We start from the raw sequence: 26,010 nt of genomic DNA on the forward strand, positions 1-26,010 counted from the left end.
CGGGGCCCGGTCCTTGCTACGGAAGGAAGAACCCTTGTTGCACCATGCCCATGCCTGCGTTTTCACTCACCCGCGCCGCGCGCGCCACTTCAGTCGTTGCGTGGCGCCAGGTGCTCGCGAATCCACTGGGCGAGCGCGTCTTCGTCCAACCCGCCTTCGGCGAGCTTCAGCGTGATGAGCACGCAGTCGTGGTCGGACGCCACCAACTCGAAGCCGTTGAGGTCGAGGAACACTTCCATCGCCACGAAAGCGGTTCGCTTGTTGCCGTCCGTGAAGGGGTGGTTGCGCGCAATGCCGAAGGCGTAGGCGGCGGCCAACGTGGCCGCATCGGGCGATTCGTACAGCGCGCGGTTCTGCGGCCGGCCCATGGCCGAGGCCAGCAAGCCCTCGTCGCGCACGCCGGCTGGCCCGCCATGCTCGGCCAGCTGCTCTTCATGCACCGCATGGATCAACTGCAGGCTGAGCCAGACCCAGGCCTGGTTGGCCGCGCTCACTTCGCCAGCTCGCGCAGCACGTTGCGCCGCTTCTTCATGACGCGCCGAGCCGCCTCCATCTGGCGTTCGAAAGCGTCGTCGTACGGCGTGAGCGTGAAGCCGCCACCCGCGGCCTGCGTGAGGTAGACCGTGTCGCCCTTGCCGACCTTCATGCTGGCCAGCACCTCCTTGGGCAGGATGACGCCGACCGAGTTGCCGATCTGGGTCAGTTTGAGTGCGGACATGGCGGACTCCCACGAGCAAAAGTTATAACAAGCGTTATATTATTCCGCCTCATCTGGAGTCGCAACCCGCCATGCTCACCGCCAACAAACTCATGCCCCAGGGCCGCGGTCTCGCGCCCGTGCTGCTCAAGCGTGCCGCCACCATCGAACTCGACTGGGACGTGCGCCAGAAAAGCCGTTTCGACGCCACCGACTCGCAGGGCCGGCAGATCGGCATCTTCCTGCCGCGCGGCACCGCGGTGCGCGGGGGCGACGTGCTGGTCGCGGAAGACGGCTCGCTGGTGCGCGTGATCGCGGCGCCGCAGCCGGTGCTGCGCATCACGCACTGCACCGCCCACGGCACGCCCTTCGACCTGACGCGCGCGGCCTACCACCTGGGCAACCGGCATGTGCCGATCGAGCTCAAGCCCGACCACCTGAAGATCGAACCCGACCACGTGCTGGCCGACATGCTGCGCTCGATGCACCTGATCGTCGTCGCCGTCGAAGAAGCCTTCGAGCCCGAAGGCGGCGCGTACGGCGCGCAAGGGCATTCGCATGGCGGCCACAGCCATGACCATGACCACAGTCACGACCACGGGCACTCGCACAGCAGCGGCCCGAAGCCCCTCGTGCTCGCCCCCGAACTGCTCGACGACGATCACGGCCACGGCCACGGCCACTCGCATTGAAATGACCCACCGCTCTTCTCGTGCGCAGGGCACTGGGTGCTTCCCGCAGCGAAATCAAGGAGGAGGGCGAAGCCCGGGGGACATTCGCGGAGGGAAGTACCCGGTGGCCTGCGCACGCGCCCTGAACAGCGGCGCGCGCCAATAAACAGATGCCAACCCCGCACAGCCTCCTCCAGCTCATCTGGCTAGCCTCCCCCGCCCTGCCGGTCGGCGGCTTCTCGTACTCCGAAGGCGTCGAGGCCGCAGTCGAATGGGCCGGCATCAACTCCGAAGCCAGCGCCACCGAGTGGCTCTCCGACCAGCTGCACCTGAGCTTCGCGCGCGGCGACCTCGCCCTGGCCGCCCAGGCGATCACCGCCTGGCGCGCGAACGACGCGCAGCGCATCCGCACCCTCAACGACTGGGTGCTGCACACCCGCGAATCCGCCGAGTTCTTCCTGCAGACCGAGCAGATGGGTCGCTCCTTCGTCGAGTGGCTCAAGCTGCACCATGCCGACACGGCCGAGGTCTTCGCCGGCCTGCCCGCGACCTACCCCGTGGCCTTCGCTTTCGCCGCCAGCCGCACCGAAGCTTCGGTGCAAGACGGCTGCCTGGCCTTCGCCTTCGGCTGGGCCGAGAACATGGTGGCCGCAGCCGTCAAGGCCGTGCCGCTGGGCCAGAGCGCAGGCCAGCGCATCCTCGCGCGGCTGGCCAACGAAATCCCTGCCGCCGTCGAGCGAGCGATGGCCCTGGGCGACGACGAGCGCCAGGCCTTCGCGCCCCTGCTGGCGGTGTTGTCGGCCCGCCATGAAACACAATATTCCCGCCTCTTCCGAAGCTGACCGAACCGGACCTTTTCGCCCATGACCTCCGCCCTGCACCACATCCCGAACCGCACCAAGAAGCTCCCGCCGCTGCGCGTGGGCATCGGCGGCCCCGTCGGCTCGGGCAAGACCACCCTGCTCGAAATGCTCTGCAAGGCGATGCGCGACAAGTACGACCTGGTCGCCATCACCAACGACATCTACACCAAGGAAGACCAGCGCCTACTCACCGTGGCCGGCGCGCTGCCGGCCGAGCGCATCATGGGCGTGGAAACCGGCGGCTGCCCGCACACCGCGATCCGCGAAGACGCGTCGATCAACCTCGAGGCCATCGACCGCATGCTCGAAGACTTTCCCGACGCCGACATCGTGTTCGTCGAATCGGGCGGCGACAACCTCGCGGCCACTTTCAGCCCCGAGCTCTCGGACCTCACCATCTACGTGATCGACGTGGCGGCCGGCGAAAAGATCCCGCGCAAGGGCGGCCCCGGCATCACCAAGAGCGACCTGTTCGTCATCAACAAGACCGACCTCGCGCCCTACGTGGGCGCGAACCTCGACGTGATGGAACAGGACACCCAGCGCATGCGCCGCCAGCGCCCCTACGTGATGACCAACCTCAAGACGCTCACGGGCGTCGCCGAGGTGGTGGCCTTCATCGAAACGCGCGGCATGCTCACCGCCGCCTGATTCTTCCACCAGGGCGGCGGTGGGCGCTCAGTGCGCCACGGCCTCCGGCATCTGCCCGAACTTCCCGCTGCCGAAGTCCTTCATCGCCTGCACGATCTCGTCGCGCGTGTTCATCACGAACGGGCCGTGGCCGACGATGGGTTCGTCGATCGGCTCGCCGCTGAGCAGCAGCACCACCGCGTCGTTGTTGGCGTCCAGCGTGAGCGCGTCGCCCGCGCGGTCGAGCAGCACCATCTGCGCGTCGCGCACGACCGTCTCGCCGTTCACCTGCACCGTGCCGCGCAGCACCACCACCGCAGCCGTGTGGCCTTCGGGCACCGGCAGCGTCACCTGCGCACCCTGGTTCAGGCGCAGGTCCCACACGTCGATGGGCGTGAAAGTGTGCGCCGGCCCCTTGTGGCCGAGGTAGTCGCCCGCGATCACGCGCACGCTGCCCGCGCCTTCAGGCAGCGGCACCGACGGAATCTGCGCATCGACGATGGCCTGGTAGCCGGGCGTGGCCATCTTGTCCTTGGCGGGCAGGTTGACCCACAGCTGCACCATCTCGAGCTCGCCACCGTCGCGCGTGAACGCTTCGGAATGGAACTCCTCGTGCAGGATGCCCGCGCCCGCGGTCATCCATTGCACGTCGCCGGGGCCGATGGTGCCGCCCTGCCCGGTCGAGTCGCGGTGCGACACCTCGCCCTTGTAGACGATGGTCACGGTCTCGAAGCCGCGGTGCGGGTGCTGGCCCACGCCGCGCGGCTGCGCGGTCGGGGTGAACCGGGCCGGGCCGGCGTAGTCGAGCAGCAAAAAAGGGCTGGCGTGGCGCCCCAGCGTGTCGTAGCTGAACAGCGAGCGCACGGGAAAACCGTCGCCCACCCAGTGCGGGCGCGGTGCGCTGTAGGTGCCGAGGATCTTCTTCATGGTCTGTGTTCCTTTCCATCTGGCGGCTCGCCCGGAACGGGAAAGCCATGGATCAAGGATGGGGCCGCAACGATGCTTTGAGTAGATGCCAGAATTCGCCCTCATCGTTCCATCTGGCGAACGATCAACGGCACGGAGGGCCCCCAGCCATGCGCGACCTGAACGATCTCTACTACTACGCCCAGGTGGTCGACCACGGCGGTTTTGCCCCGGCCGGCCGCGCGCTCAGCGTGCCCAAGTCGAGCCTGAGCCGGCGCATCGCGCTGCTCGAAGAGCGGCTGGGCGTGCGCCTGATCCAGCGCTCCACGCGCCGCTTCAGCGTCACCGACATCGGCCGCCAGTACTACGAGCACTGCGTGGCCATGCTGGTCGAGGCCGATGCCGCGCAGGAGGCCATCGACCGCCTGCAGGCCCAGCCGCAGGGGCTGGTGCGGCTGTCGTGCCCGCCGGCGCTGGTGTACTACCAGGTGGCCGAGATGCTCGCCCGCTTCATGACCGAGTGCCCGCGCGTGACCGTGCAGCTCGAGAGCACCAACCGCCGCGTCGACGTGATCCGCGAAGGCTTCGACCTCGCGCTGCGCGTGCGCTTTCCGCCGCTCGAGGACACCGACCTCGTGATGAAGGTGCTGGGCCACAGCACGCAGCGGCTGGTGGCCCACCCGCGCCTGCTCGAAGGCCTGACGGCGCCGGCCAGCCCGGCCGACATCGGCCTGCTGCCCAGCCTGGACCTCGGCCCGGCCCAGCCGCACCACACCTGGTCGCTCGAAGGCCCCGATGGCGCCAGCGCCGAGGTGCGCCACCAGCCTCGGCTGGTGACCGACGACATGGCCGCGCTGCGGCATGCCGCCCTGCAGGGCGTGGGCGTGGCCAAGATGCCGACGATGATGGTGCGCGACGATCTGCAGGCCGGCCGCCTGGTCGACGCGCTGCCGCAATGGGCGCCGCGCAGCGGCATCGTGCACGCGGTGTTCCCCTCGCGCCGCGGCCTGCTGCCGTCGGTGCGCAAGCTGGTGGACTTCCTGGCGGTGGAGTACGAGGCGCTCGAAGCCCTCGAGCTTTCGGGCGTATCGGCCGCGTCGGCGCCGACGCGCACTTCAGTCGACTGATCCGGCGGTCACTGGCGCGTACAGCGGCAGGCGCAGCGTCAGCCCGAGCACGCCGCCGTCGTCCGGCGCCGAATAGATGCGCCCGCCGTGGCGCCCCGCGATGCGCTCGCAGATGCGCGCGCTGGCCAGCGAGGCGGCGTCGAGCGCGTCGAAGAAGCGCGCCAGCGGCGGGCGTTCGCTGTCGGCGTCGAGGTCGCGCCAGTGAACGACGGCCTGCGTGCCTTCGATGCGCGTGCGCACCTGCAGCGTCGCGCCCGCCGCCATCACGCGCGCGGCATGCGCGGCCACCTTGGCCAGCAGCTCGCGCAGCTCCGATGGAATGCCGAAGACCGGCACCGCTTCCGCGGGCAGGTCCACATCGAGGTGCAGCGATGTTGCATCGCCAGATTCAGTGCCGAGCAATGGCCGCAGATCCTGCACGCGGCTGTCCGCCAGGTGCTGGTGCAGCTCAGTGCGGGCCTGCTGCGCGAGGCCACGGGCGTGCACGGCCGCGCGGGCGTTGGCGACGAACAGCGCGCCCATCAGCGCGAGCACGCCAGCCAGCCCAAGGCCGATGAGCGTGGCAATGACCAGGCCGAGTGAACTGCCGTACACGGTCGACAGTCCTCAGCGCGTTTCAGGAAAGGCCGGCCGCGCGCAGCCGCTCGGGGCCTCGCAGCGTGGCGGGGGCCCTTCGCGAAACCCCGGCGGTGGCCCGGGCGGGAAAAGAGGGGGCGGCAGCACGATGCAGCCCGACAGGCCGAGTGCCGCCAGCACGCCCGCGAGGTGATGAGTTCGGATCATGTGAATCGATGCATGACTGGTTCGACGGCATGGCCCGTTCGCGTGCGCCGGCAACGCCGCCGCACGCGAACGGAAGCCAATCAGAACGCGTGGCGAATGCCGAAGTCGTAGCCCGTCGACGAACGCGGCAGGCCCGTGTAGCCCACGCCCGTGCTGCCATAGCCCGTGGTGCTCGCGGCCGTGAGGCTGCCCGTGTAGCTCGCGTCGTTGCGGTTGCTCACGCGCGCCACGGTGGCGTACAGCGCAGTGCGCTTGGACAGGTTGTGCACGTAGCCGATCGCGAGCTTGTTCGCGCGCGGATCGTCGCCCGTGACGCCGACCGCGCCTTCGTTGTACCGCACGGTCGAGTACGACGCGCGGATCAGGCCCGCGCCCACCGGCATGCTCGCGCCGATCAGGTAGCCGTTGTAGCTGTCGTGGCGGTTGCCCAGCGCCGCGAGGTCGAACTTGTTTTTCACGTTCGACAACTCGCCGAACAGCTTGACCGGACCGAAGTCGTACGACGCGCCGAGGTTGATGGTCTGCACCTTGCGCGTGAGCGTGGTGGTGTCGACCGCCACGTTCTGGCCCACCGCCAGTGCGATGTCCAGCGGCCCGTTCGCGTAGCCGAAACGCCCGCCCACATAGCGCCCGGCACTGCTGCTGGTGGCGGCCGTGGTGTCGGTCGCGCTGGTCTTCGTGTTCTCGTTCAGGCTGTACTGCAGCTGGCCGTAGAAGCCGCCGAGGTTGGGCGGCAGGAAGTAGCCGACCATGTTGCTGGCGCGCACGTAGTTCGTGTTGCCCAGCGCGGTGCTGCCACTCACCGTGTTGATCACGCTCGAGCCCGAGCCGTTGGTGCCGAACGGGTCGAACACCGTGTCGTTCCAGAACGTGGCCGTGTAGTCGCGGCCCAGCCGCACTTCGCCGAAGCCGCCCGACAGGCTGACGGTGGAGCGGCGGTTGAAGTTGGCGATGCCGGTGGCGCCGTCGTCGTTGCTGATCGGCGCCTCGAGCCAGAAGCTGGCGGCGAGCCCCCCGCCCAGGTCTTCCGTGCCGCGAAAGCCGATGCGGCTGGAGTTGTAGCCCGAGTTGGCCAGGCTCCATTGGCTCTGCTTGCTGGTGGTGCCCGTGACGGGGTTGCGCGAGGTGGCGCTCTGGTAGCTCACGCCGGCATCGACGACGCCGAACAGGGTGACCGACGATTGGGCAGAGGCCAGGCCGGTGACGGCCAGCGCGGCGAGTGCCGTGAGGGATTTCTTCATTCAGGTTTCTCCGGGGTTTTCAGCTGCTCTTCATCGAGCCGCTGACCGGATGGTCCTGTTCAAAATTGGAGGAATCTGGTGGACGCCAGCCCTCCCCTCGCGGGTGTTGTTTTGCGTTCACGCGCCGGCCGGTGCGTGAACGCGCTGGGCCGCGCAGATTACTCGGCCGTGCGAAGCGCAGGCGCCGGGGCTGGCGCCGCGCGCCGCGCGTAGCGCTGCGCCAGCACCGCGCACACCATCAACTGCATCTGGTGGAACAGCATCAGCGGCAGCACGATCGCGCCGACGGCGTGCGAGGCGAACAGCACCTTGGCCATCGGAATCCCGCTCGCCAGGCTCTTCTTGGAGCCGCAGAAGACGATGGTGATCTCGTCCTCGATGTTGAAGCCGAAGCGCCGCGCCATGAAGGTCGTCAGGCCCAGCGCCAGCGCCAGCAGCACGCCGCACACCAACAGCAGCCCCAGCAGCGCGCTCACGGGAATCTGCTTCCAGAGCCCTTCGATCACGGCCGCGCTGAACGCCGTGTAGACCACCAGCAGGATCGAGCCCTGGTCCACGAACTTCAGCACCGCGGCGCGCTTCTGGATCCACTTGCCGATCAACGGGCGCGACAGGTGGCCGATGACGAACGGCACCAGCAGCTGCAGCAGGATGCGCCCGATCGCGTCGAGCGACGAAGACGACGCCACCGCCCCGCCTTCAGGCAGGACCACCAGGCTCACCAGCACCGGCGTGATGAACACGCCCAGCAGCGTCGAAGCCGAAGCACTGCAGATGGCGGCCGGCATGTTCCCCCGCGCCATCGCAGTGAAAGCAATCGCCGACTGCACCGTGGCGGGCAGCACGCACAGGAACAGCACGCCCGTGTACAGCTGCGGCGTCACCAGCGGCCCCAGCACAGGCCGCAGCGCGAGCCCCAGCACCGGAAACAGGATGAAGGTGCAGGCGAACACCAGCAGGTGCAGCCGCCAATGCGTGATGCCCGCGAGGATCGCCTCGCGCGACAGCTTGGCGCCGTGCAGGAAGAACAGCAGCCCGATCGCGACCGTGGTCAGGCCCTCGAAGAAATGGGCCACGCGGCCGCTGGCGGGCAGCAGGCTGGCCAGGGTGACGACCGCGACGAGCGTGAGCGTGAAGTTGTCGGGGAGGAAGCGTGAACGTGCCATGCCCTGCATTGGACCTTCCGGCCATTCAAAAGAGAAATGGATTTATCGGATGGATATATGATTTGAGCGCATGAACGTCACGCTGCGACAACTCCGCGTCTTCCGCTCGGTGGCCGAGGGCCGCAACTTCAGCCGTGCCGGCGACCAGGTGGGCCTGAGCCAGCCGGCGGTGAGCCGGTCGATCTCGGAGCTCGAAGCGCAGCTCGGCCTCAAGCTGCTGGACCGCACCACGCGCGAGGTGGTGCTGACCGAAGCCGGCCACTCGTTCGCGGCCCGGCTCGACCGCGTGCTCGACGAACTCGACCAGACCCTGCAGGACGTGGCCGGCCTGGCCAGCGCGCGCGGCGGCAAGGTGCGCGTGGCCAGCAGCCCCACGCTCTCGGCCAACCTCATGCCCGACTGCATCGCGGCCTGCGCGGTGCAGGCGCCGGGCATCCAGTTTTTGCTGCTCGACCGCATCCAGCAGGACGTGCTGGACAGCGTGCGCAGCGGCGAAGTCGACTTCGGCGTGGTGATCGAACCCTCCGAGGCCGACGACCTGCACTGCGAGTCGATCCTCAACGACCCCTTCATGGTGGTCACGCTGCCCGGCCACCGGCTGACGGAAAAGAAGGCCTCGGTGAACTGGTCGGCGCTCGACGGCCAGCCGCTGGTGCTGCTCGATCACGCCTCGGGCAGCCGGCGCCTCATCGACCAGGCGCTGGAGCGGCACGGCGCGCGCTGCGACGTGAAGCAGCAGCTGGGCCATGCGACCACCGTGTTCCGCATGGTCGAAGCCGGCATCGGCATCAGCGTGATGCCGGGCCTGTCGCTGCCGCCCGAAGGGCTGGCGCGGCTGGTGGTGCGCCCGCTGGTGCCGAACGTGCAGCGCGCGATCATGCTGATCCGGCGCCGCAACCGCGAGCTGTCGCCGCTGGCGCAGCGGGTCTGGCGCATGGTGCGCGAGACGGCGGCGCTCAGTGAGGCGCCCGCGGCCCCGCCGACGAAGGCGCGCTGAAGAAGCGCTCCTGCCGCTGGCGCACGCAGAAGTCGATCAGCTCCTCGACCTCGGTGGCCTTGTCGAACACCGCATCGGCGCCGAGCTGCGCGCACTTGCGGCGCGTCTCGGGCGTGGCGTGGTTGCTGAGCACCACCATCTTCTGCTTCGGGTCACGGTTGCGGCAGGCCTCGAGCACGCTGAAGCCGGTGCCGTCGCCCAGGAACAGGTCGACGATCGCCAGGTCCCACAGCGCCGGGTTGCGCGTGAGCCAGCGCGTGCCCTCGGCCTCCGATTCGGCCTGGCCGACCGGATCGATGCGCGCCATCTCGCGCAGCGTGCCCGCCAGGCTGGCGCGCTGCGCGGGGTTGTCTTCGACGATGAAAGCGCGGACGGTGGTCATGGCGGCGTGTGGGCAGGAACGGATTCAGGCTACAAATTGCGCCCGCCACAAGTCGAAGGTGTGACACCCCACCGCGCGTAGGACATCACCCGCCGACTACCCGCCCGGGCTCAGAGCGTGAGGATCGTGCAGCCCGTGGTCTTGCGCGCCTCGAGGTCGCGGTGCGCCTGCTGCACGTCGGCCAGGGCGTAGCGCTGGTCGATCGGGATCTTCACCGCGCCGCTTTGCACCACCGCGAACAGGTCGTCGGCCATGGCCTGCGTGCGCTCGCGCGTGGCGATGTGCGTGAACAGCGTCGGGCGCGTCACGTAGAGCGAACCCTTCGATGCCAGCAGGCCGAGGTTGACCGGCGGTACCGGGCCCGAGCCGTTGCCGAAGATCGCCAGCAGGCCGAAGGGGCGCAGGCTGTCGATGGAGCCTTCGAAGGTGTCCTTGCCCACCGAGTCGTACACCACCTTCACGCCCTGGCCGCCGGTGATCTCCTTCACGCGCGCCGCGAAGTTCTCGGTGCTGTAGTTGATGGCGTGCGCCGCGCCGTGCGCCAGCGCGAGCTGGCACTTGGCGTCGCTGCCGGCCGTGCCGATGAGCTGCAGGCCGAGCGCCTTGGCCCACTGGCAGGCGATGAGGCCGACGCCACCGGCCGCCGCATGGAACAGCACGAAGTCGCCGGGCTGCAGGCCTTCGGCCGGCAGCGTCTTCTTCAGCAGGTACTGGGCCGTGAGGCCCTTGAGCATCATGGCCGCGCCGGTCTCGAAGGAAATGTCGTCGGGCAGCTTGCACACGCACTTGGCGGGCATCACGCGCAGCTCGCAATACGCGCCGGGCGGCTGGCTCGCGTAGGCAGCGCGGTCACCCACCTTCAGGTGCGTCACGCCCTCGCCCACCGCCTCGACGATGCCCGAGGCTTCCATGCCCAGCTGCAGCGGCATCTGGAACGGGTACAGGCCGGTGCGCTGGTAGGTGTCGATGAAGTTCAGGCCCACGGCCTTGTGGCGGATGCGGATCTCGCCGGGGCCGGGCTCGCCCACCTCGACCTCGACGATCTTCAGTTCCTCGGGACCGCCGTGGCGGTCGATACGGACGGCTTTGCTCAACATCGTTGCTGTCTCCACGCAGGGAAAAAAGAATGGGACGGGCATCGTGCCACGTTTGACCATTTCTCGACGGGCCACGGACACTGCGCGGGCCCGGTAGAGTCGGCGGCCATGTCATCCGCATCGCACCACCGCCTCACGCCGCTCACCGCCCTGCTCCTCACCGTGCCGCCCCTGCTGTGGGCCGGCAATGCGGTGGTCGGCCGGCTGGTGCGCGCGCTGGTGTCGCCGCTGACGCTGAACTTCGTGCGCTGGGTGATCGCGTTCGTGCTGCTGCTGCCGCTGGCGGCCTGGGTGCTGCGCCGCGACAGCCCGCTGTGGGCGTACTGGAAGCGCTACGCATTGCTGGGCCTGCTGGGCATCGGCCTGTACAACGCCTTCCAGTACCTGGCGCTGCAGACCTCCACGCCGATCAACGTCACGCTGGTGGGTTCCAGCCTGCCGCTGTGGATGCTGGCCGTGGGCACGCTGTGCTTCGGCGCGCGCGTCAGCCGGCGCGCGCTGGGCGGCGCGCTGCTGTCGATGCTGGGCGTGCTGCTGGTCCTGAGCCGCGGCGAGTGGCAGCAGCTGCTGGCGCTGCGGCTGGTGCCGGGCGACCTGTACATGATCGCGGGCACCATCGCCTGGGCCTTCTACAGCTGGCTGCTGGCGCGCACGCACGAGCCTGCCAACGTGCGCGGCGACTGGGCCGCCTTCCTCATGGCACAACTGGTGTTCGGTGTCGCATGGTCGGGCGCGCTGGCCGCCGGCGAGTGGACGTTCACGCCCGCCCACCTCGACCTGGGCTGGCCGCTCATTGCGGCGATGCTGTTCATCGGCATCGGCCCCGCCGTGCTGGCCTACCGCTGCTGGGGCACCGGCGTGCAACGCGCGGGGCCGCAGGCGGCGAGCATCTTCATGAACCTCACGCCGCTGTTCGCGGCCGTGCTGTCGGCGGCCTTCCTGGGCGAGGCGCCGTACTGGTACCACGGCGCCGCCTTCGTGCTGATCGTGGGCGGGATCGTGGTGTCGTCGCGGCGCTGATCAGTAGGTGCCGGGGTACGCGCCGCCGTCGGCCAATACGTTCTGCCCCGTCATGTAGCCGGCCTGCATGCTGCACAGGAACGCGCAGATCGCGCCGAACTCCGCCGGGTTGCCGAAGCGCTTGGCCGGAATGTTCTTCTTGCGCGCTTCCCACACGGTGTCGAAGTCCTGGCCCGACTTCTGCGCCGCGCCGGCCATCGTGCCCTTGAGGCGGTCGGTCTCGAAGGAGCCCGGCAGCAGGTTGTTGATGGTCACGCCCTGCGCCGCCACCGACGTGCGCGCCACGCCGGCCACGAAGCCCGTGAGGCCGCTGCGCGCGCCGTTCGACAGGCCCAGGATGTCGATCGGCGACTTCACCGAGCTCGACGTGATGTTGACGATGCGACCGAAGCCGCGCTTGGCCATGCCGTCCACCGTGGCCTTGATGAGCTCGATGGGCGTGAGCATGTTGGCGTCGACCGCCTTGATCCACGCCTCGCGGTCCCAGTTGCGGAAGTCGCCGGGCGGCGGGCCGCCGGCGTTGGTGACAACGATGTCGAAGTCGTGGCCCAGCGCGAACACGGCCGCGCGGCCGGCTTCGGTGGTGATGTCGGCCGCCACCTGCTTGACGAACGGACCCGACGGGCCGGCCGCTGCCACCAGCTGCTTGGCCGCGGCGTCGAGCGCCTCGGCGCCGCGCGCCACGATCACCACGTTGACGCCCTCGCGCACCAGCGCCTCGGCGCAGCCGTAGCCCAACCCCTTGCTCGCGCCGCACACGAGTGCGGTCCTGCCTGCAATGCCCAGATCCATGTGTTTGCTCCAGTCGATCGATCGATCGATGCTGCAGGGACTAACGCCCCTTGCGTGTGAAAACGAAGATGCCCGCGATGACGAGCACCGTGCCGGCCGCGATCCACGCGGTGAACGGCTCACCCAGTATGACCACCCCCATGAGGATGGTCGACAGGGGCCCGATCATGCCGGTTTGTGCCGCAATGGCGGGGCCGATGCGCTCGATGGCCATCATCACCATGAGGACAGGCACCGCCGTGCACAGCGTGGCGTTGAGCACCGACAGCCAGATCACCTCGGGCGCCACCGCCATCGCCGCGCTCATCGGCCGCGTGAGCACGAACTGAAGAATGCACAGCACGCAGGCCACGGTGGTCGCCAGCCCCACGAGCCGCAGCGACCCGAGCCGCTTGACGAACTCGCCGCTGTACACGAGGTAGCCCGCATAGCTCACCGCGCTCAGGAACACGAGGAACGCACCCCACGCGGCCGCGCCGCCGCCCTTGCCGTCGCCGCCGGTCCACAGCTCGTGGCCGAACACCAGCAGCACGCCGGCGTAGCTCACGACCATGCCGAACACCTGCGGGCGCGTCGGGCGGCGCCGGTACAGCAGCCAGCCGAAGAACAGCACCAGCGTGGGGTTGAGGTAAAGAATCAGCCGCTCGAAGCTGGCCGAGATGTAGGCCAACCCGGCAAAGTCGAGAAAGCTCGCGAGGTAGTAGCCCGAGAAGCCGAGCCCGAGGATGCCGAGCCAGTCGCGCGTGGTGAGCGCGGGCTTGCCGCGCCCGGCCCACCACGCCATCAGCGCGAACAGCGGCAGCGCAAAGAGCATGCGCAGCATGATGAGCGTGATGGCGTCGACGCCGTAGCGGTACGCCAGCTTGACGATGATGGCCTTGCCGCTGAACGCGATGGCGCCCAGCGTGGCCAGGACGAGGCCGGTGGCGTAGCCCTTGCGGGCGGCCTCGTGTCCGTGCGGGGGAATGCCGACCGATGCGGCTGTCTTGCTCATCCCCCGATCATCCCTTGATCCTCAGTAGCCTGCAGCGAGGCCGTCGCGGCGCGGGTCGCTCGCGGCCACGTAGCCTTCGACCGAAGGCTCGCCCGCGCGCCAGATGAACTGGCCGGCGCCGAAGTCCTGGTAGGAGTCGTTGATCACCTCGAGGTGGTGGCCCAGGTCGCGCAGGCCTTGCAGCGTGTTGGCATTCATCGCGGCCTCGACGTTGATCTCGAGCCCCGCGTTGAAGCGCCAGCGCGGTGCATCGCACGCGGCCTGCGGGTTCTGGCCGTAGTCGAGCATGCGCACCAGCGTCTGCATGTGGCCCTGCGGCTGCATGTTGCCGCCCATCACGCCGAAGCTCATCACCGGCTGGCCGTCCTTGGTGAGGAAGGCCGGGATGATGGTGTGGAACGGGCGCTTGCCCGGTGCCACCACGTTCGGGCTCTCGGCCTTGAGGCTGAAGCCGTGGCCGCGGTTCTGCAGGCTGATGCCGAATTCCGGCTCGACGCAGCCCGAGCCGAAGCCCATGTAGTTGCTCTGGATGAAGCTCACCATCATGCCGCTCTCGTCCGCCGCGGTGAGGTAGATGGTGCCGCCCTTGACGGGGTTGCCGGCCTTGAAGTCCTGCGCCTTGTTCACGTCGATGAGTCTCGCACGCGAAGCCAGGTAGGCGTCATCGAGCATTTGCGCGGGGGTCACCGTCATCGACGATGGCTCCGACACGTAGCGGTACACGTCGGCGAAGGCCAGCTTCATGGCCTCGATCTGCAGGTGCTGCGACTGCACCGAGTCGACCGGCAGCGAAGCGATGTCGAATTTCTCGAGGATGCCCAGCGCGATCAGCGCCGCGATGCCCTGGCCGTTCGGCGGGATCTCGTGCAGCGTGTGGCCGCGGTAGTCGCGCGAGATGGGCTTGACCCACTCGGGCTGGTAGGCCGCCATGTCGGCCACGGTGAGCGCGCCGCCCTGCTCCTTCGAGAACTTGGCGATGGCCTCGGCGATCTCGCCGTTGTAGTAGGCCTCGCCCTTGGTGCGGGCGATGGCCTTGAGCGCGCGGGCCGCCGCGGTGAAGCGGAACAGCTCGCCGACCTCGGGCGCGCGGCCCCAGGGCAGGAAGGCCTGCGCGAAGCCGGGCTGCGACTGCAGGATCGGCGTGGCCGCCGCCCACTTGCCCTGCACCACCGGCGGCACGAGGTAGCCGCGCTCGGCGATGTCGATGGCGGGCGCCATCAGGTCGGCGAACGGCAGCTTGCCGAAACGCTCGCTCATCGCGACCCAGCCGCGCACCGCGCCCGGCACCGTGACCGAGTCGATGCCGCGCATCGGCGGCGTGGCGGCGTCGGCGCCGTACTTGGCCTTGAAGTACTCCGGCGTCCAGGCCTTCGGCGCGGGGCCCGAGGCGTTGAGGCCGTGCAGTTCCTTGCCGTCCCACAGGATGCAGAAGGCGTCGCTGCCCAGGCCGTTGCTCACCGGCTCGACCAGCGTCATCACGGCGGCCGTGGCAATGGCTGCATCGACCGCGTTGCCGCCCCGCTGCAGGATGCGCAGGCCGGCCTGCGCGGCCAGCGGGTGCGAGGTCGCGACCACGTTGCGCGCGAAGACCGGGAGGCGGGTCGAGAGGTAGGGATTGTTGAAGTCGAAGTTCATGTCGGCGTGCTCTCGTTAGTCGTTGGTGATCTTGCGATCGACGACGATCTTTTTCCACTTGGCGGCGTCGGTTGCCACCATCTTTGCGAACTGCTCGGGCGTGCCCGCGTTCGCCGGCTCGATGCCCAGGCGGGCGAGCTTGTCCTTCAGCTCCGGATCGGCCAGCGCCTCGTTGGCGGCCTTGTTCACGCGCGCCACGATGTCGGCCGGCAGGCCCTTCGGACCGTAGAAGCCGAACCAGGTGGTCGACTCGAAGCCGGGCAGCGTGTCGGCGATGGGCGGCAGCTCGGGCGCGAGCGGGCTGCGCTTGAGCGAGGTCACGCCCAGCGCGCGCAGGCGGCCGTCGCGCACGTGCGGCATGCCGGTGGGCAGCGAGTCGAACAGCACGTCGACCTTGCCGCTGATGAGGTCGGGCACCGCCAGCGCCGTGCCGCGGTAGGGAATGTGCGTGACGAACACGCCGGCCTGCGCCTTGAACAGCTCCGCCGTGAGCTGCACGATGGTGCCGTTGCCGCTCGATGCGTAGTTGAGCTTGCCGGGGTTCTTCTTCGCGTTGTCGATCCATTCGCGCACCGTCCTGGCGGGCGTGTTGACCGGCACCAGCATGATGCTCGGCGCATCGCCCACGTGGGCGATGGGCGTGAAGTCGCGCACCGTGTCGTAGGGCAGCTTCGGCGTGATGGCCGGACCGATGGCGTGCGTGCTCGTGGTCGCGAGCAGCAGCGTGTAGCCGTCGGGCGGCGCCTTGGCCGCGAGGTCGGAACCAATCGCACCGCCGGCGCCGGGCTTGTTGTCGACCACCAGCGTGGCGCCGAGCTTCTCGCCCATCTTCTGGCCCAGCGTGCGGGCAAAGAGGTCGGTGGCGCCGGCCGCCGGGAACGGCACGATCAGGCGGATGGGCCGGTTCGGGTAGTTCTGGGCCAGTGCGGGCACCGCGGCCAGCACCAGCGCAGCCGCGGCAAGCGCGGCGCGGGTGGTTCGTTTCATGGAATTCATTGTGTCCGAGGTGGTGTGTCGGGAGCGCGCCTTGTCCGACGTGGCCGCAGGATTGGACACGCGGGGCATTGAAAAGGGAAATGGATTTATCGGATAGATATATGAATCCTGCGCATCAATGTTGCCACGGCCATCACGCGGCGCGCGGCCTTGCGCCCGACCATCAGAAATAGCGATGGGGTCGCATCAGCAAACGGTATTTCCTCCCGGGCGCCCTGCCGTCCGATAGTCGCGCCAGTCCACTCGACACAGAAGTGGCGCACAGGAGACCTCCCCCTTGAACTTTCCCTCCCTCGAGGGCGCCGATGCCGGCGCCCTCTGCTTCAGTTCGCGCGTTCTTCGCATGAAGCGGCACCCGCTCGGCCTGGCCCTGCTGGCGCTGGCCGGCGCGGCCTCGGCGCAGTCCTCGGTGACGCTGTTCGGCGTCATGGATGCGGGCGTCAGCCATTTCGAGACCGTCAGCGAGTACCGCCCGGCGTTCGATCCACGGCGCCCTGCCGCCGCCGTGCTCGCCGCGGCCGTGCCGCGGGTGACGCAAAGCCAGACCACGCTGTCGCGCGGCGGCTACCGCGGCAGCAGCCTGGGTTTTCGGGGCACGGAAGACCTGGGCGGCGGCCTGGCGGCGAGCTTCTGGCTGGAGTCGAACATCAGCAACGACGACGGCAAGACAGGCCTGGCCTCGTTCGCCAAGCGTTCGACGCTGAGCCTGTCGGGCGGCTTCGGCGAGCTGCGGCTGGGCCGCGACTACACGCCGATCTTTCGCAACGACTCGCTGGCCGACCCCTTCGCCGTGCAGGGCGCGGGCCTGTCGGTGATCGCGCGCGTCAACAGCGCCTCGTCCACGCTCCTGGGCGGCGCACCGGCCGGCGTGGCGGCCGGCGTGGCGGCCGGCGACAACTACGCGCGCGCCAGCAACAGCATCGGCTACTTCCTGCCGCCGGACCTCGGCGGCTTCCACGGGCAGCTCCAGTACGCCTTGCCCGAGAACACCCGCTACAGCCCGGACGTGACGCCGACGAACGCGCGCGGGCGCTACCTGGGCGGGCGCTTCGGCTATGCCAAGGGACCGCTCAACGTGGCGCTGGCGTTCGGTGAAGACAACAAGGACCGCCTGCCCTCGGGCGCCGCGGCCCGGCCGCCCGTCGACGCCGGCGGCGAGGACCGGCTGAAGACCCTCAGCCTGAGCGCCACCTACGACTTCGGCCCCGTCAAGCTGCTGGGCGAACTGTCGCAACTGCGGCACCGGCGCGCGCAGGCACAGCCCTGGATGCAGGATCGCACCGACAAATACAACGGCTACCTGGTGGGTGCCACGGTGCCCGTGGGCCCGGGACTCGTCCGCGCGTCGTTCGGTCGCGTCAGCTACAAGCCCGGCGCCACCGGCCTGCCGGGAGACACCGCACAGGGCGCCAGCGCCAGCCAATGGGCGCTGGGCTACGTGCACCACCTGTCCCGCCGCACGGCGCTGTACGCCACGTTCGCGCGCGTTCGCATCCGGGACGGCCAGAACGACAAGGCGATCGGCGCCGTGACGAGCGCCAGCGACGCGCCCTATCCGGGCTACCTGGCCGCCAGTGGCTGGCGCCCGCGCAGCGCCACGGGCTACGACTTCGGCATCCGCCACATCTTCTGATCTTCATCTTCATGCGCCCCTGCCTTCATTCCATGTTGATCCACACCCCCACCTTTGCCCTTCGTTCCCTGGCCGTGGCCGCCCTCCTCGCCTTCGGCGCGGGCGCGCAGGCCCAGCCCGCCGCGTCACCACAGGCGTCGGCGATCCCGCCGCTCGTCGATGCGATGTACCCCCGGCTCGACGCCCTCTACAAGGATTTGCACGCCCACCCCGAGCTCGCGTTCAAGGAAACGCGCACCGCCGCCCTGCTCGCCGCCGAGATGCGCGCCATCGGCTTCGAGGTGACCGAGAAGGTCGGCGGCACCGGCGTCGTGGCGCTGTACCGCAACGGCCCCGGGCCGGTCGTGATGGTGCGCACCGACATGGACGGCCTGCCGATGGAAGAAAAGACCGGCCTGCCCTACGCCAGCCAGGCCCGCACCGAGTGGGGCGGTCGCGACAGCTTCGTGGCCCACAGCTGCGGCCACGACATCCACATGGCCAGCTGGCTCGGCACCGCGCGCACGCTGGTCGCGCTCAAGGACCAATGGAAAGGCACGCTGATGTTCATCGGCCAGCCCGCCGAAGAAACCGTTTCGGGCGCCAAGGCGATGCTCGCGGACGGCCTGTTCACGCGCTTTCCCAAGCCCGACGCCGCGTTCGCGCTGCACACGGCGCCCACGCCGCATGGCGCCATCGGCTACGGCATCGGCATCAGCAGTTCCAACTCCGACGCGCTGGAAATCGTCTTCAAGGGACGCGGCGGCCACGGCTCGCGGCCGCACACCACCATCGACCCGATCGTGATCGCCGCGCGCTTCGTCACCGACGTGCAGGCCGTGGTGAGCCGCGAGAAAGACCCGGCCGAATTCGGTGTCGTGACGATCGGCGCCATCCAGGGCGGCACCGCCGGCAACATCATTCCCGACACGGTCACGCTGCGCGGCACCATCCGCTCGTACAAGCCGCAGGTGCGCGAGCAGCTGCTGGCCGGCGTGCGCCGCATGGCCATGGCGGCAGCGGCAACGAGCGGCGCGCCCGACCCCGTGGTCAAGCTGGTGCCGGGCGGAGAAGCGCTGGTCAACGACGAAGCGGTCGTGACCCGCGCGGCCGCCGCGCTCCAGCAGGCGCTGGGCCCGGCGCAGGTCGTTCAATCCACGGTGCCATCGACGGGCAGCGAAGACTTCTCGGCCTTCATCAACGCCGGCGTGCCGTCGATGTACTTCACGATCGGCGTGCTCGATGCGCGGGACATCGCGGCCTCCGCCCAACCCGGCGGCAAGCCGCTGGCCCGCAACCATTCGCCCTTCTTCGCGCCGGTGCCCGAGCCGTCGATCAAGACCGGCGTGCACGCGATGACCGTGGCGGTGCTCAGCGCGCTGGGCAGATAGGGACAACGGCATCCCCCAACGAAAAACGGCGCCCGAGGGCGCCGTTTGTGCGTTCAGAGAAAGCCCGTCGATCAGTCTTCGACGAAGGCCTCTTCGCGCTTCGATTTCACGGCCGGCAGCAGCACGATGATGAGCAGCAGGGCCGCGGCCGCCAGCAGGCTGGCCGAGATCGGACGCGTGACGAACACGCTCCAGTCGCCGCGCGACAGCAGCAGCGAACGGCGCAGGTTCTCTTCCATCATCGGGCCCAGGATGAAGCCCAGCAGCAGCGGCGCAGGCTCGCAACCCAGCTTGAAGAAGGTGTAGCCCACCAGACCGAAGATGCCCACCATCCAGATGTCGAAGGTGTTGTTGTTGGTCGAGTACACGCCGATCGCGCAGAACAGCACGATCGCCGGGAACAGGAACTTGTAGGGCACCGACAGCAGCTTGATCCACATGCCGATCAGCGGCAGGTTCAGCACGATCAGCATCGCATTGCCCAGCCACATCGAGGCGATCAGGCCCCAGAACAGCTCGGGGTTGCTGGTCATCACCTGCGGGCCGGGCTGGATGTTGTGGATGGTCATCGCGCCCACCATCAGCGCCATCACGGCGTTGGGCGGAATGCCCAGCGTCAGCAGCGGAATGAAGGAGGTCTGCGCGCCGGCGTTGTTGGCCGACTCGGGAGCCGCCACGCCGCGGATGTTGCCCTTGCCGAAGGGCACTTCGCCCGGCTTCAGCTTGGTCTTCTTCTCGATCGTGTAGGCCGCGAAAGCCGCCAGCAGTGCACCGCCGCCGGGCAGGATGCCCAGGGCCGAGCCCAGCGCCGTGCCGCGCAGCACGGCAGGCACCATGCGCTTGAAGTCTTCCTTGGTCGGGAACAGGCCCGAGACCTTGGCGGTGAACACTTCACGCTCGTCGTCCGGACGCGAGAGGTTGGCAATGATTTCGCCGTAGCCGAACACGCCCATGGCGATGGCCACGAAGCCGATGCCGTCGGTGAGTTCAGGGATGTCGAAGCTGTAGCGTGCGACACCCGAGTTCACGTCGGTACCGACCAGGCCCATCAGCAGGCCCAGCACGATCATCGCGATCGCCTTGAGCAGCGAACCCGATGCCAGCACCACGGCGCCGATCAGGCCCAGGATCATCAGCGAGAAGTACTCGGCGGGGCCGAACTTGAAGGCCAGCTCGGTCAGCGGCGGCGCGAAGGCGGCAAGAATGAGCGTGCCGACGCAACCTGCGAAGAACGAGCCCAGACCGGCCGCAGCGAGCGCCGGACCTGCACGGCCCTTGCGCGCCATCTGGTAGCCGTCGATCACGGTCACCACCGACGACGATTCGCCCGGCAGGTTCACCAGAATCGCGGTGGTCGAACCGCCGTACTGTGCGCCGTAGTAGATGCCGGCCAGCATGATCAGCGCCGACACGGGCGGCAGCGCGTACGTGGCGGGCAGCAGCATCGCAATCGTCGCGACCGGGCCGATGCCCGGGAGCACGCCGATCAGCGTGCCCAGAATGCAGCCGACCAGGCAGTACAGCAGGTTCGTGAAGGTAAAGGCAACGCCAAAACCCATTGAGAGGTGTTCAAACAGTTCCATGTGAGCAGCTTTCTTCTCTCAACCGATGAAGGTCGGCCAGACCTGGATCTGCAGCTTCAGCGCCCAGATGAATGCAACGTAGCTGCCGATGGCCAGAACGGTGGCCAGGATCAGCACGGTGGGCAGCTTGAACTCGTGGCCCGCGAGGCTGGCGATGATCACGAGCGCGTAGATCGCGATGATCATGCCCATGGCCGGCACGCCGATGCTCGGCAGGCCGCCGAGCAGCACGCCGAAGGCGAGGTTGGCGCCCAGGATGAACACCACTTGCTTCCAGGCCCACTTGCCGATTTTTTCGCCATCGGTCGTTTCAACGGTGAGCCCGCTGAACATGATGCCCAGGCCGATCAGCGCCATCAGGATGCCCAGCATGAGCGGGAAGTAACCCGGACCCATGCGGGCGCCGCTGCCCACGCTGTAGGTGGTGGCGCCCCATGCGAACGCCACGCCCACGACGGTGAACATCAGTCCCGAGAAAAAGTCTTTCTGACTTTTGATTTTCACGAACAGTCTCCTCGAACAATTTCGATGCGGGATTGTCGAGTCAGCCTCCGGTCAGGCCGATGTGGATTCCACTAACCGAAGGACTAGGGATAACCCGAAATGACTCATGGGATCCCTTCAAGAAACACCGCGGAACCGGCTTTGCCGGGCCGCTGGTGTTGCCCCCGGCGAGGGGGTTGGCGTAGCGACACGAAGTGCGCGAAGCCTGGGGGAGGACCTATTCCAGAGGAGGCGTTGCGCTGAGCACTTCCTCGATGGTCGTCACGCCCTCGGCCACGCGCAGCGCGCCGGCCAGGCGCAGCGGCCGCATGCCGTCGATCACGGCCTGGCGTCGCAGGCCCGTGAGGTTGGGCTCCTTGGTGACCTGGTCCTTGAACGGCTCGGTCACGCTCAGCAGCTCGTACAGGCCCATGCGGCCCATGTAGCCGGTCATGCGGCAATCGACGCAGCCCACCGGCTTGTAGGCGCGCACGGGGCCGGTGATCTGCCACGGCTTGACGATGGCCTCGAGGCTCTCGCGCGTGACCGCGTCGTCGGGCTGCTTGCAATGCGGGCACAGCGTGCGCACGAGGCGCTGCGCGAGCACGCCCAGCATCACGGCTGTGATGAGGTACGAGGGCACGCCCAGTTCCATCATCCGCGTGATGGCGCTGGGCGCGTCGTTGGTGTGCAGCGTGCTGAACACGAGGTGGCCGGTGAGCGCGGCCTGCACCGCCATCTCGGCGGTGGCGAGGTCGCGGATTTCGCCGACCATGATGATGTCCGGGTCCTGCCGCATGAGCGCGCGCAGGCCCTCGGTGAAACCGAAGTCGAGCTGCGGCTGCACCTGCGTCTGGTTGAACGAAGGCTCGATCATTTCGATCGGGTCTTCCACCGTGCTCACGTTGACCTCTTCGGTCGCCACGCGCTTGAGCGTGGAATACAGCGTGGTGGTCTTGCCAGAGCCCGTGGGCCCGGTCACCAGGATGATGCCGTTGGGCCGCGTGACCAGCTGCTCCCAGCGCTGCGCGTCGTGCTGCGCGAAGCCCAGCGCGTCGAGGTCTTTCACCGCTGTGTCGGGGTCGAAGATGCGCATCACCATCTTCTCGCCGAAGGCGGTCGGCAAGGTCGACAAACGCATTTCGATTTCGTCGCCGCGCATGTTGCGGGTCTTGATGCGGCCGTCGAGCGGGCGGCGCTTTTCGACCACGTCCATGCGGCCCAGCAGCTTGATGCGCGCGACCATCGCGTTCATCACGCCCATGGGCATCTGGTAGGCCGGGTGCAGGATGCCGTCGATGCGAAAGCGGATCACGCCCTGCTCGCGGCGCGGCTCCAGGTGGATGTCGCTGGCGCGCTGGTCGAAGGCGTACTGCCACAGCCAGTCGACCACCTGCACCACGCTCTGGTCATTCGCGTCGAGCTGCTTGGTGCTCTTGCCCAGTTCGACCAGCTGCTCGAAGCTCGCGCCGCCGGTGTTGCCGCCGGCCTTCTGCGCGGCGCGCACCGACTTGGCCAACGCGAAGAATTCGGCCGTGTAGCGCTGGATGTCCGACGGGTTGGCCACCACGCGGCGCACGGTGCGCTTGGACTGGCGCTCGACCTCGGCGATCCAGTCGATGAGGAACGGTTCGGCCGTGGCCACCACCACCTCGTTCGGCAGCACCTGCACCGGCAGCACCTTGTGGCGCTCGGCGTAGCCGGCGCTCATGGTGTCGGCCACCTTGCCCACATCGACCTTGAGCGGATCGATGCGCAGGTAGGCCAGGCCGGCGCGGCCGGCAAGCCACTGCGTGAGGGCTTCGAGGTCGAGCGGCTTGCCGTCGGCCTCGCGCGTCATGGCGACATTGGCCAGACGCACCAGCGGCGCCTGCCGGCTCTCGGCCTGGGCGCAGCGCGCGATGGTTCGCTTGGCCTCCATCGGCGAGATCACGCCGTCGGTGGCGAGCCATTCGATCAGGCGACGCAGGTCGAGCGGACCTTCGTGGCGGGCAGCAGCGGAAGCGGCGGCGGGTACAGCGCTCATGAACCGGGAATCAGGTGGTGAGGGAAAGCGTCATCGGCTTGAACACCCGCAGCCATTTCGGCGCGGGCAGGCCCCAGCGAGTCTGGATGGTTTGGGCGCGCTCGGCAAGCACCTCGCGCTTCGGGCGCGACGCCGTGCGCTGGGCCAGCACCACCGTGTTGCCTTCGCGCGTCGGCTTGAAGGCCCAGACGGCGTCGGCGCCGAAAGCGGCGGCGATTTTCTCGAGGCTGCGCTCGTAGCTCGACGAGCGGCCGAACAGGTTGACCGTCATGCAGCCGTCTTCGGTGAGCAGCGCGCGGCAGTCGGCATAGAAGGCTTCGCTGTCGAGCACCGGCGCGGCGGCCTCGTGGTCGTAGAGGTCGACCTGCAGCGCGTCGACCCTGCCCTGCCATTCGGGCTTGCGGATTTCCTCGGCCGCGTCGGCGATCACCACGCGCAGCTTCAGGTCGTCGGCCGGCAGCTTGAACCAGCCACGGCAGGCCGACACCACCTGCGGGTTCAGCTCGACCGCGGTGGTGCGCATGCGCAGCGTCTTGCGGCTGAACTTGGTGAGCGTGGCCGCACCCAGGCCCAGCTGCATCGCGTGGCGGTTGCCCACGCCCTTGCTGTCGACGAACAGCAGCCAGGCCATCATGCGCTGCACGTACTCGAGCTCGATCTCGAACGGCGCGTCGAGCTTCATCGAGCCCTGGACCCATTCGGTGCCCAGGTGCAGGTAGCGGATGTCGCCCCAGTCGGAAAAATTGACTTCGGGCAGGACGAGCGTTTTCTTGGAAGAAGCGGAAGAAGCCATCAGAGAAGGTGGTGGGCAACGAAGACCTCGCGCCAGGCCGCGAGCTTGCGCTCGAAGGACCATGACGCATTGGCGGGGCTGGTGGATGGCAGCGAATACACCGGCACCCCGAGGGTGCGCGTGTGGCGTGCGTGCTTGAAGCTCTCGCCGCCGTTGTGGGCGATGGCGGCGAGCTTCGGCAGTTGCAGGCCGGCGATGTCGTTCACGACCGGCGAGCGGATCGCCGTGTCGAGGCTGCCCTCGCGCTCGCAGGCGCCGTACACGTCCCACACGCCGAGGCCGCGATCGAGCAGCCAGTCGCAGCGCGCGCGGTAGCTGTCTGCGCCCGTCGGAAGCAGGGGGTCGGGCCAGAGGGCTTGCAAGATCTTCCAGAACTGATTTTGGGGATGCGCATAGTACTGCTGCCGCTCGAGCGACTTGACGCCCGGAAAGCTGCCGAGGATGAGCACACGTGTGTTCGGCGAGACGATGGGCGCAAGGCCGGTCAGCACCGCGCCGGCGCTGTCGGCAACGGTCGGGGACGGGACGGCGGTCGATTTCATGGGCGGTATCTTGGCATTGCCGCACGGCGTGCCTGAACGCCCATGAAAAAACCCGCCGAAGCGGGTTCTTTCGTCAAGCACGGACCGAAGCCCGGCGCATGGAAGTTACGGCTTCTTGGCCGCTTCGTTCTCGGCCGTGCCCGGCACCTTCTCGCCGATCGCCTTGCCGGCGCTGCGCATGCCGTCGGCCGTCTTGTGGCCGGCCGTTTCCACGGCGTCGCCGGTCTTCACGGCGGCCTTCTTGGTGGCGGTGGTGGCCTTCTTTGTGGTGTTCTTGGTCGCGTTCCAGGCCTTCTTGGTGCCGCGCTCAGTGGCGTTGGCTGCCTTCTTGGTGCCGCTCTTGGTGGCATCCCAGGCCTTCTCGGCGCCGCTTTCGGTGGCGTTCACGGCCTTCTTGGTCGTGCTCTTGGTGGCGTCCCAGGCCTTTTCGGTGCCGCGTGCGGTCGCATCGACAGCGTCCTTGCCGGCTTCCTTCACCTTCTCGGTGGTCGTGGGCTCGGCCGCGGTGGTCTGCGCGATGGCCGACACACCGATGGAGGCCAGCGCCAGTGCGAGCGCGACGGGCAGGGTACGAACAAAAGATGTGGTCATGAAAGACTCCTTTTTTGAGTGAAGTGCGGAGTGACGACAGTGCCACTGGACAACCAACGTCACTTCGAACTTCAAGGATGACAGCAAAAAGGGCCCAACGACCTGCGCTGGCGCAACTCGGGAACTTGGCCTACGCGCTGGGCGGACGCCCCTCCGACACGTTCAGCAGACTTTGGAGCTTCGGCAGGGCTGCCACCGCATTGCGCGTGGTGTTTTCGGCCAGCGACGCGATGTCGATGCCCCGCAGCTGCGCGACCACTTCGGCGATGCGCGGCAGCTCGCCGGGCTCGTTGCGGCCCTGCGCCTGGCCCGCGTCGCGTTGCGCCTGCGTGCGGTACAGCCAGTGCGGCTGGATGTCGGGCGCGTCGGTTTCCATCACCAATGCGTCCATCGGCAGGGTGGCCGCGAGGCGGCGCAGTTGCAGCGCACGCTCGAAGGTCACGGCGCCGCCGAAGCCCAGCTTCAGGCCGATCTCGATGCAGGCCTGCGCCTGCTGCTCGCTGCCGTTGAACGCGTGGGCGATGCCCTGCCAGGGCCGTCCGCCCGCGGTCTGGCGCAGATGCTTGAGCACCTTGTCGACCGAGCGCCGCACATGGATGAGCACGGGCAGCCCGTGCTTGCGCGCCAGTTGCAACTGAGTGTGAAAGAAGCGTTCCTGTCTATCGGCGTCCAGGCCTTCGACGAAGTAGTCGAGCCCGATCTCGCCGACCGCCACCAGGCGCGGGTCGTCGCGCCGCGCGTGCAGCTCGTCGTCGAGCGTCTGCAGGTCCGCATCGCTCGCCTGCCCCGTGCACAGCGGGTGGATGCCCAGCGCGTAGGCGTCGCCCTGCGCGTGCGCCAGCGCGCGCACGGTGGCGAAGTTGAAGGCCGCCACGGCCGGAATGACGCACAGCACCACGCCCTGCGCCGCCGCGCGGGCGCGGATGACGGGCATCTCGGCACCGAATTCGGGCGCATCGAGGTGACAGTGGGTATCGACAAACGCAGCCATC

27 protein-coding genes are annotated in these 26,010 nt (G+C 68.4%); 8 read left to right on the forward strand and 19 right to left on the reverse strand.

The window, feature by feature from the left end; genetic code table 11:
- Positions 1-89 precede the first annotated feature (89 nt).
- Both AC1RAA_RS14255 and AC1RAA_RS14260 read right to left on the reverse strand, forming a co-directional pair.
- On the reverse strand, positions 90-494 hold the full coding sequence (locus tag AC1RAA_RS14255; protein ID WP_095743902.1) for a type II toxin-antitoxin system death-on-curing family toxin: 405 nt from the start codon (positions 492-494) through the stop codon (positions 90-92).
- A complete protein-coding gene (locus AC1RAA_RS14260) occupies positions 491-718 on the reverse strand; it encodes an AbrB/MazE/SpoVT family DNA-binding domain-containing protein (protein ID WP_095743901.1) in 228 nt (75 codons plus the stop codon). The genes AC1RAA_RS14255 and AC1RAA_RS14260 overlap by 4 nt, the downstream gene beginning before the upstream one ends.
- A 71-nt stretch (positions 719-789) precedes the next feature.
- Here AC1RAA_RS14260 and ureE point away from each other — a divergent pair, with 71 nt between their 5' ends.
- The 3 genes from ureE to ureG all read left to right on the forward strand — a co-directional run bounded on the left by ureE (position 790) and on the right by ureG (position 2,882).
- A complete protein-coding gene (ureE, locus tag AC1RAA_RS14265; protein WP_492728613.1) occupies positions 790-1,389 on the forward strand; it encodes an urease accessory protein UreE in 600 nt (199 codons plus the stop codon).
- Between the two features lie 149 nt (positions 1,390-1,538).
- Positions 1,539-2,210: an urease accessory protein UreF gene (locus tag AC1RAA_RS14270; protein WP_095743899.1), complete on the forward strand. Its 672-nt coding sequence runs from the start codon at positions 1,539-1,541 to the stop codon at positions 2,208-2,210.
- Positions 2,211-2,231: 21 nt separating this feature from the next.
- Positions 2,232-2,882 carry an urease accessory protein UreG gene (gene ureG / locus AC1RAA_RS14275; protein ID WP_095949388.1) on the forward strand — a complete coding sequence of 217 codons (651 nt, stop codon included), beginning with the start codon at positions 2,232-2,234 and terminating at the stop codon, positions 2,880-2,882.
- A 27-nt stretch (positions 2,883-2,909) separates the two neighbouring features.
- Here the strand turns inward: ureG and AC1RAA_RS14280 are convergent, their stop codons facing one another.
- Positions 2,910-3,788, reverse strand: coding sequence for a pirin family protein (locus AC1RAA_RS14280; protein ID WP_492728610.1), 879 nt, complete (start codon positions 3,786-3,788; stop codon positions 2,910-2,912).
- Between the two features lie 149 nt (positions 3,789-3,937).
- Between AC1RAA_RS14280 and AC1RAA_RS14285 the strand changes: the two genes are divergently transcribed.
- Positions 3,938-4,894 carry a LysR family transcriptional regulator gene (locus tag AC1RAA_RS14285; protein ID WP_139700107.1) on the forward strand — a complete coding sequence of 319 codons (957 nt, stop codon included), beginning with the start codon at positions 3,938-3,940 and terminating at the stop codon, positions 4,892-4,894.
- On the opposite strand, the gene AC1RAA_RS14290 is transcribed toward AC1RAA_RS14285, so the two are convergent.
- The 3 genes from AC1RAA_RS14290 to AC1RAA_RS14300 form a co-directional block, all read right to left on the reverse strand.
- Entirely contained in the window at positions 4,883-5,488 is a 606-nt protein-coding gene (locus AC1RAA_RS14290) for an ATP-binding protein (protein ID WP_492728608.1), read from the reverse strand. The genes AC1RAA_RS14285 and AC1RAA_RS14290 overlap by 12 nt on opposite strands.
- A gap of 269 nt (positions 5,489-5,757) precedes the next feature.
- Positions 5,758-6,918, reverse strand: a complete 1,161-nt coding sequence (locus AC1RAA_RS14295; RefSeq protein WP_492728606.1) for a porin — start codon at positions 6,916-6,918, stop codon at positions 5,758-5,760.
- Positions 6,919-7,076: 158 nt separating this feature from the next.
- Positions 7,077-8,084: a bile acid:sodium symporter family protein gene (locus AC1RAA_RS14300; RefSeq protein WP_095747468.1), complete on the reverse strand. Its 1,008-nt coding sequence runs from the start codon at positions 8,082-8,084 to the stop codon at positions 7,077-7,079.
- Between the two features lie 70 nt (positions 8,085-8,154).
- On the opposite strand from AC1RAA_RS14300, the gene AC1RAA_RS14305 reads away from it, so the two are divergent.
- A complete protein-coding gene (locus AC1RAA_RS14305) occupies positions 8,155-9,081 on the forward strand; it encodes a LysR family transcriptional regulator (protein ID WP_062479435.1) in 927 nt (308 codons plus the stop codon).
- On the opposite strand, the gene AC1RAA_RS14310 is transcribed toward AC1RAA_RS14305, so the two are convergent.
- The gene (locus AC1RAA_RS14310; RefSeq protein ID WP_062479432.1) at positions 9,041-9,463 is read right to left on the reverse strand and encodes a response regulator; all 423 of its coding nucleotides are present in this window, start codon (positions 9,461-9,463) and stop codon (positions 9,041-9,043) included. The two genes, AC1RAA_RS14305 and AC1RAA_RS14310, sit on opposite strands and share 41 nt — an antisense overlap.
- A gap of 110 nt (positions 9,464-9,573) precedes the next feature.
- Positions 9,574-10,560, reverse strand: coding sequence for a quinone oxidoreductase family protein (locus tag AC1RAA_RS14315; RefSeq protein ID WP_082818233.1), 987 nt, complete (start codon positions 10,558-10,560; stop codon positions 9,574-9,576).
- Between the two features lie 108 nt (positions 10,561-10,668).
- Between AC1RAA_RS14315 and AC1RAA_RS14320 the strand changes: the two genes are divergently transcribed.
- Positions 10,669-11,580: a DMT family transporter gene (locus AC1RAA_RS14320; RefSeq protein ID WP_492728602.1), complete on the forward strand. Its 912-nt coding sequence runs from the start codon at positions 10,669-10,671 to the stop codon at positions 11,578-11,580.
- On the opposite strand, the gene AC1RAA_RS14325 is transcribed toward AC1RAA_RS14320, so the two are convergent.
- The 4 genes from AC1RAA_RS14325 to AC1RAA_RS14340 are packed head-to-tail and all read right to left on the reverse strand — an operon-like array spanning position 11,581 to position 15,988.
- On the reverse strand, positions 11,581-12,372 hold the full coding sequence (locus AC1RAA_RS14325) for an SDR family oxidoreductase (RefSeq protein WP_369631641.1): 792 nt from the start codon (positions 12,370-12,372) through the stop codon (positions 11,581-11,583).
- Between the two features lie 40 nt (positions 12,373-12,412).
- Positions 12,413-13,366: a DMT family transporter gene (locus AC1RAA_RS14330; protein ID WP_492728600.1), complete on the reverse strand. Its 954-nt coding sequence runs from the start codon at positions 13,364-13,366 to the stop codon at positions 12,413-12,415.
- A gap of 21 nt (positions 13,367-13,387) precedes the next feature.
- A complete protein-coding gene (locus AC1RAA_RS14335) occupies positions 13,388-15,001 on the reverse strand; it encodes a gamma-glutamyltransferase family protein (protein ID WP_492728598.1) in 1,614 nt (537 codons plus the stop codon).
- Between the two features lie 15 nt (positions 15,002-15,016).
- A complete protein-coding gene (locus AC1RAA_RS14340; protein WP_492728596.1) occupies positions 15,017-15,988 on the reverse strand; it encodes a tripartite tricarboxylate transporter substrate binding protein in 972 nt (323 codons plus the stop codon).
- Positions 15,989-16,340: 352 nt separating this feature from the next.
- Between AC1RAA_RS14340 and AC1RAA_RS14345 the strand changes: the two genes are divergently transcribed.
- Positions 16,341-17,630: a porin gene (locus tag AC1RAA_RS14345; protein ID WP_492729818.1), complete on the forward strand. Its 1,290-nt coding sequence runs from the start codon at positions 16,341-16,343 to the stop codon at positions 17,628-17,630.
- Positions 17,631-17,662: 32 nt separating this feature from the next.
- Positions 17,663-19,000 carry an amidohydrolase gene (locus tag AC1RAA_RS14350; RefSeq protein WP_492728594.1) on the forward strand — a complete coding sequence of 446 codons (1,338 nt, stop codon included), beginning with the start codon at positions 17,663-17,665 and terminating at the stop codon, positions 18,998-19,000.
- 71 nt (positions 19,001-19,071) lie between these two features.
- Here AC1RAA_RS14350 and AC1RAA_RS14355 read toward each other — a convergent pair whose 3' ends face one another.
- The 7 genes from AC1RAA_RS14355 to AC1RAA_RS14385 form a co-directional block, all read right to left on the reverse strand.
- Entirely contained in the window at positions 19,072-20,583 is a 1,512-nt protein-coding gene (locus AC1RAA_RS14355) for a tripartite tricarboxylate transporter permease (RefSeq protein WP_062479412.1), read from the reverse strand.
- 18 nt (positions 20,584-20,601) lie between these two features.
- A complete protein-coding gene (locus tag AC1RAA_RS14360) occupies positions 20,602-21,087 on the reverse strand; it encodes a tripartite tricarboxylate transporter TctB family protein (RefSeq protein WP_062479410.1) in 486 nt (161 codons plus the stop codon).
- Between the two features lie 217 nt (positions 21,088-21,304).
- Positions 21,305-23,092, reverse strand: a complete 1,788-nt coding sequence (gene tfpB / locus AC1RAA_RS14365; protein ID WP_307584154.1) for a type IV pilus assembly ATPase TfpB — start codon at positions 23,090-23,092, stop codon at positions 21,305-21,307.
- Between the two features lie 10 nt (positions 23,093-23,102).
- Complete coding sequence (locus tag AC1RAA_RS14370; protein WP_492728591.1) at positions 23,103-23,885, reverse strand: class I SAM-dependent methyltransferase; 783 nt, start codon at positions 23,883-23,885, stop codon at positions 23,103-23,105.
- Positions 23,885-24,427 carry a DNA-deoxyinosine glycosylase gene (locus AC1RAA_RS14375; protein ID WP_492728589.1) on the reverse strand — a complete coding sequence of 181 codons (543 nt, stop codon included), beginning with the start codon at positions 24,425-24,427 and terminating at the stop codon, positions 23,885-23,887. The genes AC1RAA_RS14370 and AC1RAA_RS14375 overlap by 1 nt, the downstream gene beginning before the upstream one ends.
- Before the next feature lie 105 nt (positions 24,428-24,532).
- Positions 24,533-25,018: a hypothetical protein gene (locus tag AC1RAA_RS14380; RefSeq protein WP_062479399.1), complete on the reverse strand. Its 486-nt coding sequence runs from the start codon at positions 25,016-25,018 to the stop codon at positions 24,533-24,535.
- A 130-nt stretch (positions 25,019-25,148) separates the two neighbouring features.
- On the reverse strand, positions 25,149-26,009 hold the full coding sequence (locus AC1RAA_RS14385) for a TatD family hydrolase (RefSeq protein WP_492728587.1): 861 nt from the start codon (positions 26,007-26,009) through the stop codon (positions 25,149-25,151).
- Position 26,010: the final 1 nt, after the last annotated feature.

It is taken from the genome of Variovorax sp. GW823-FHT04F07 (assembly GCF_058795995.1).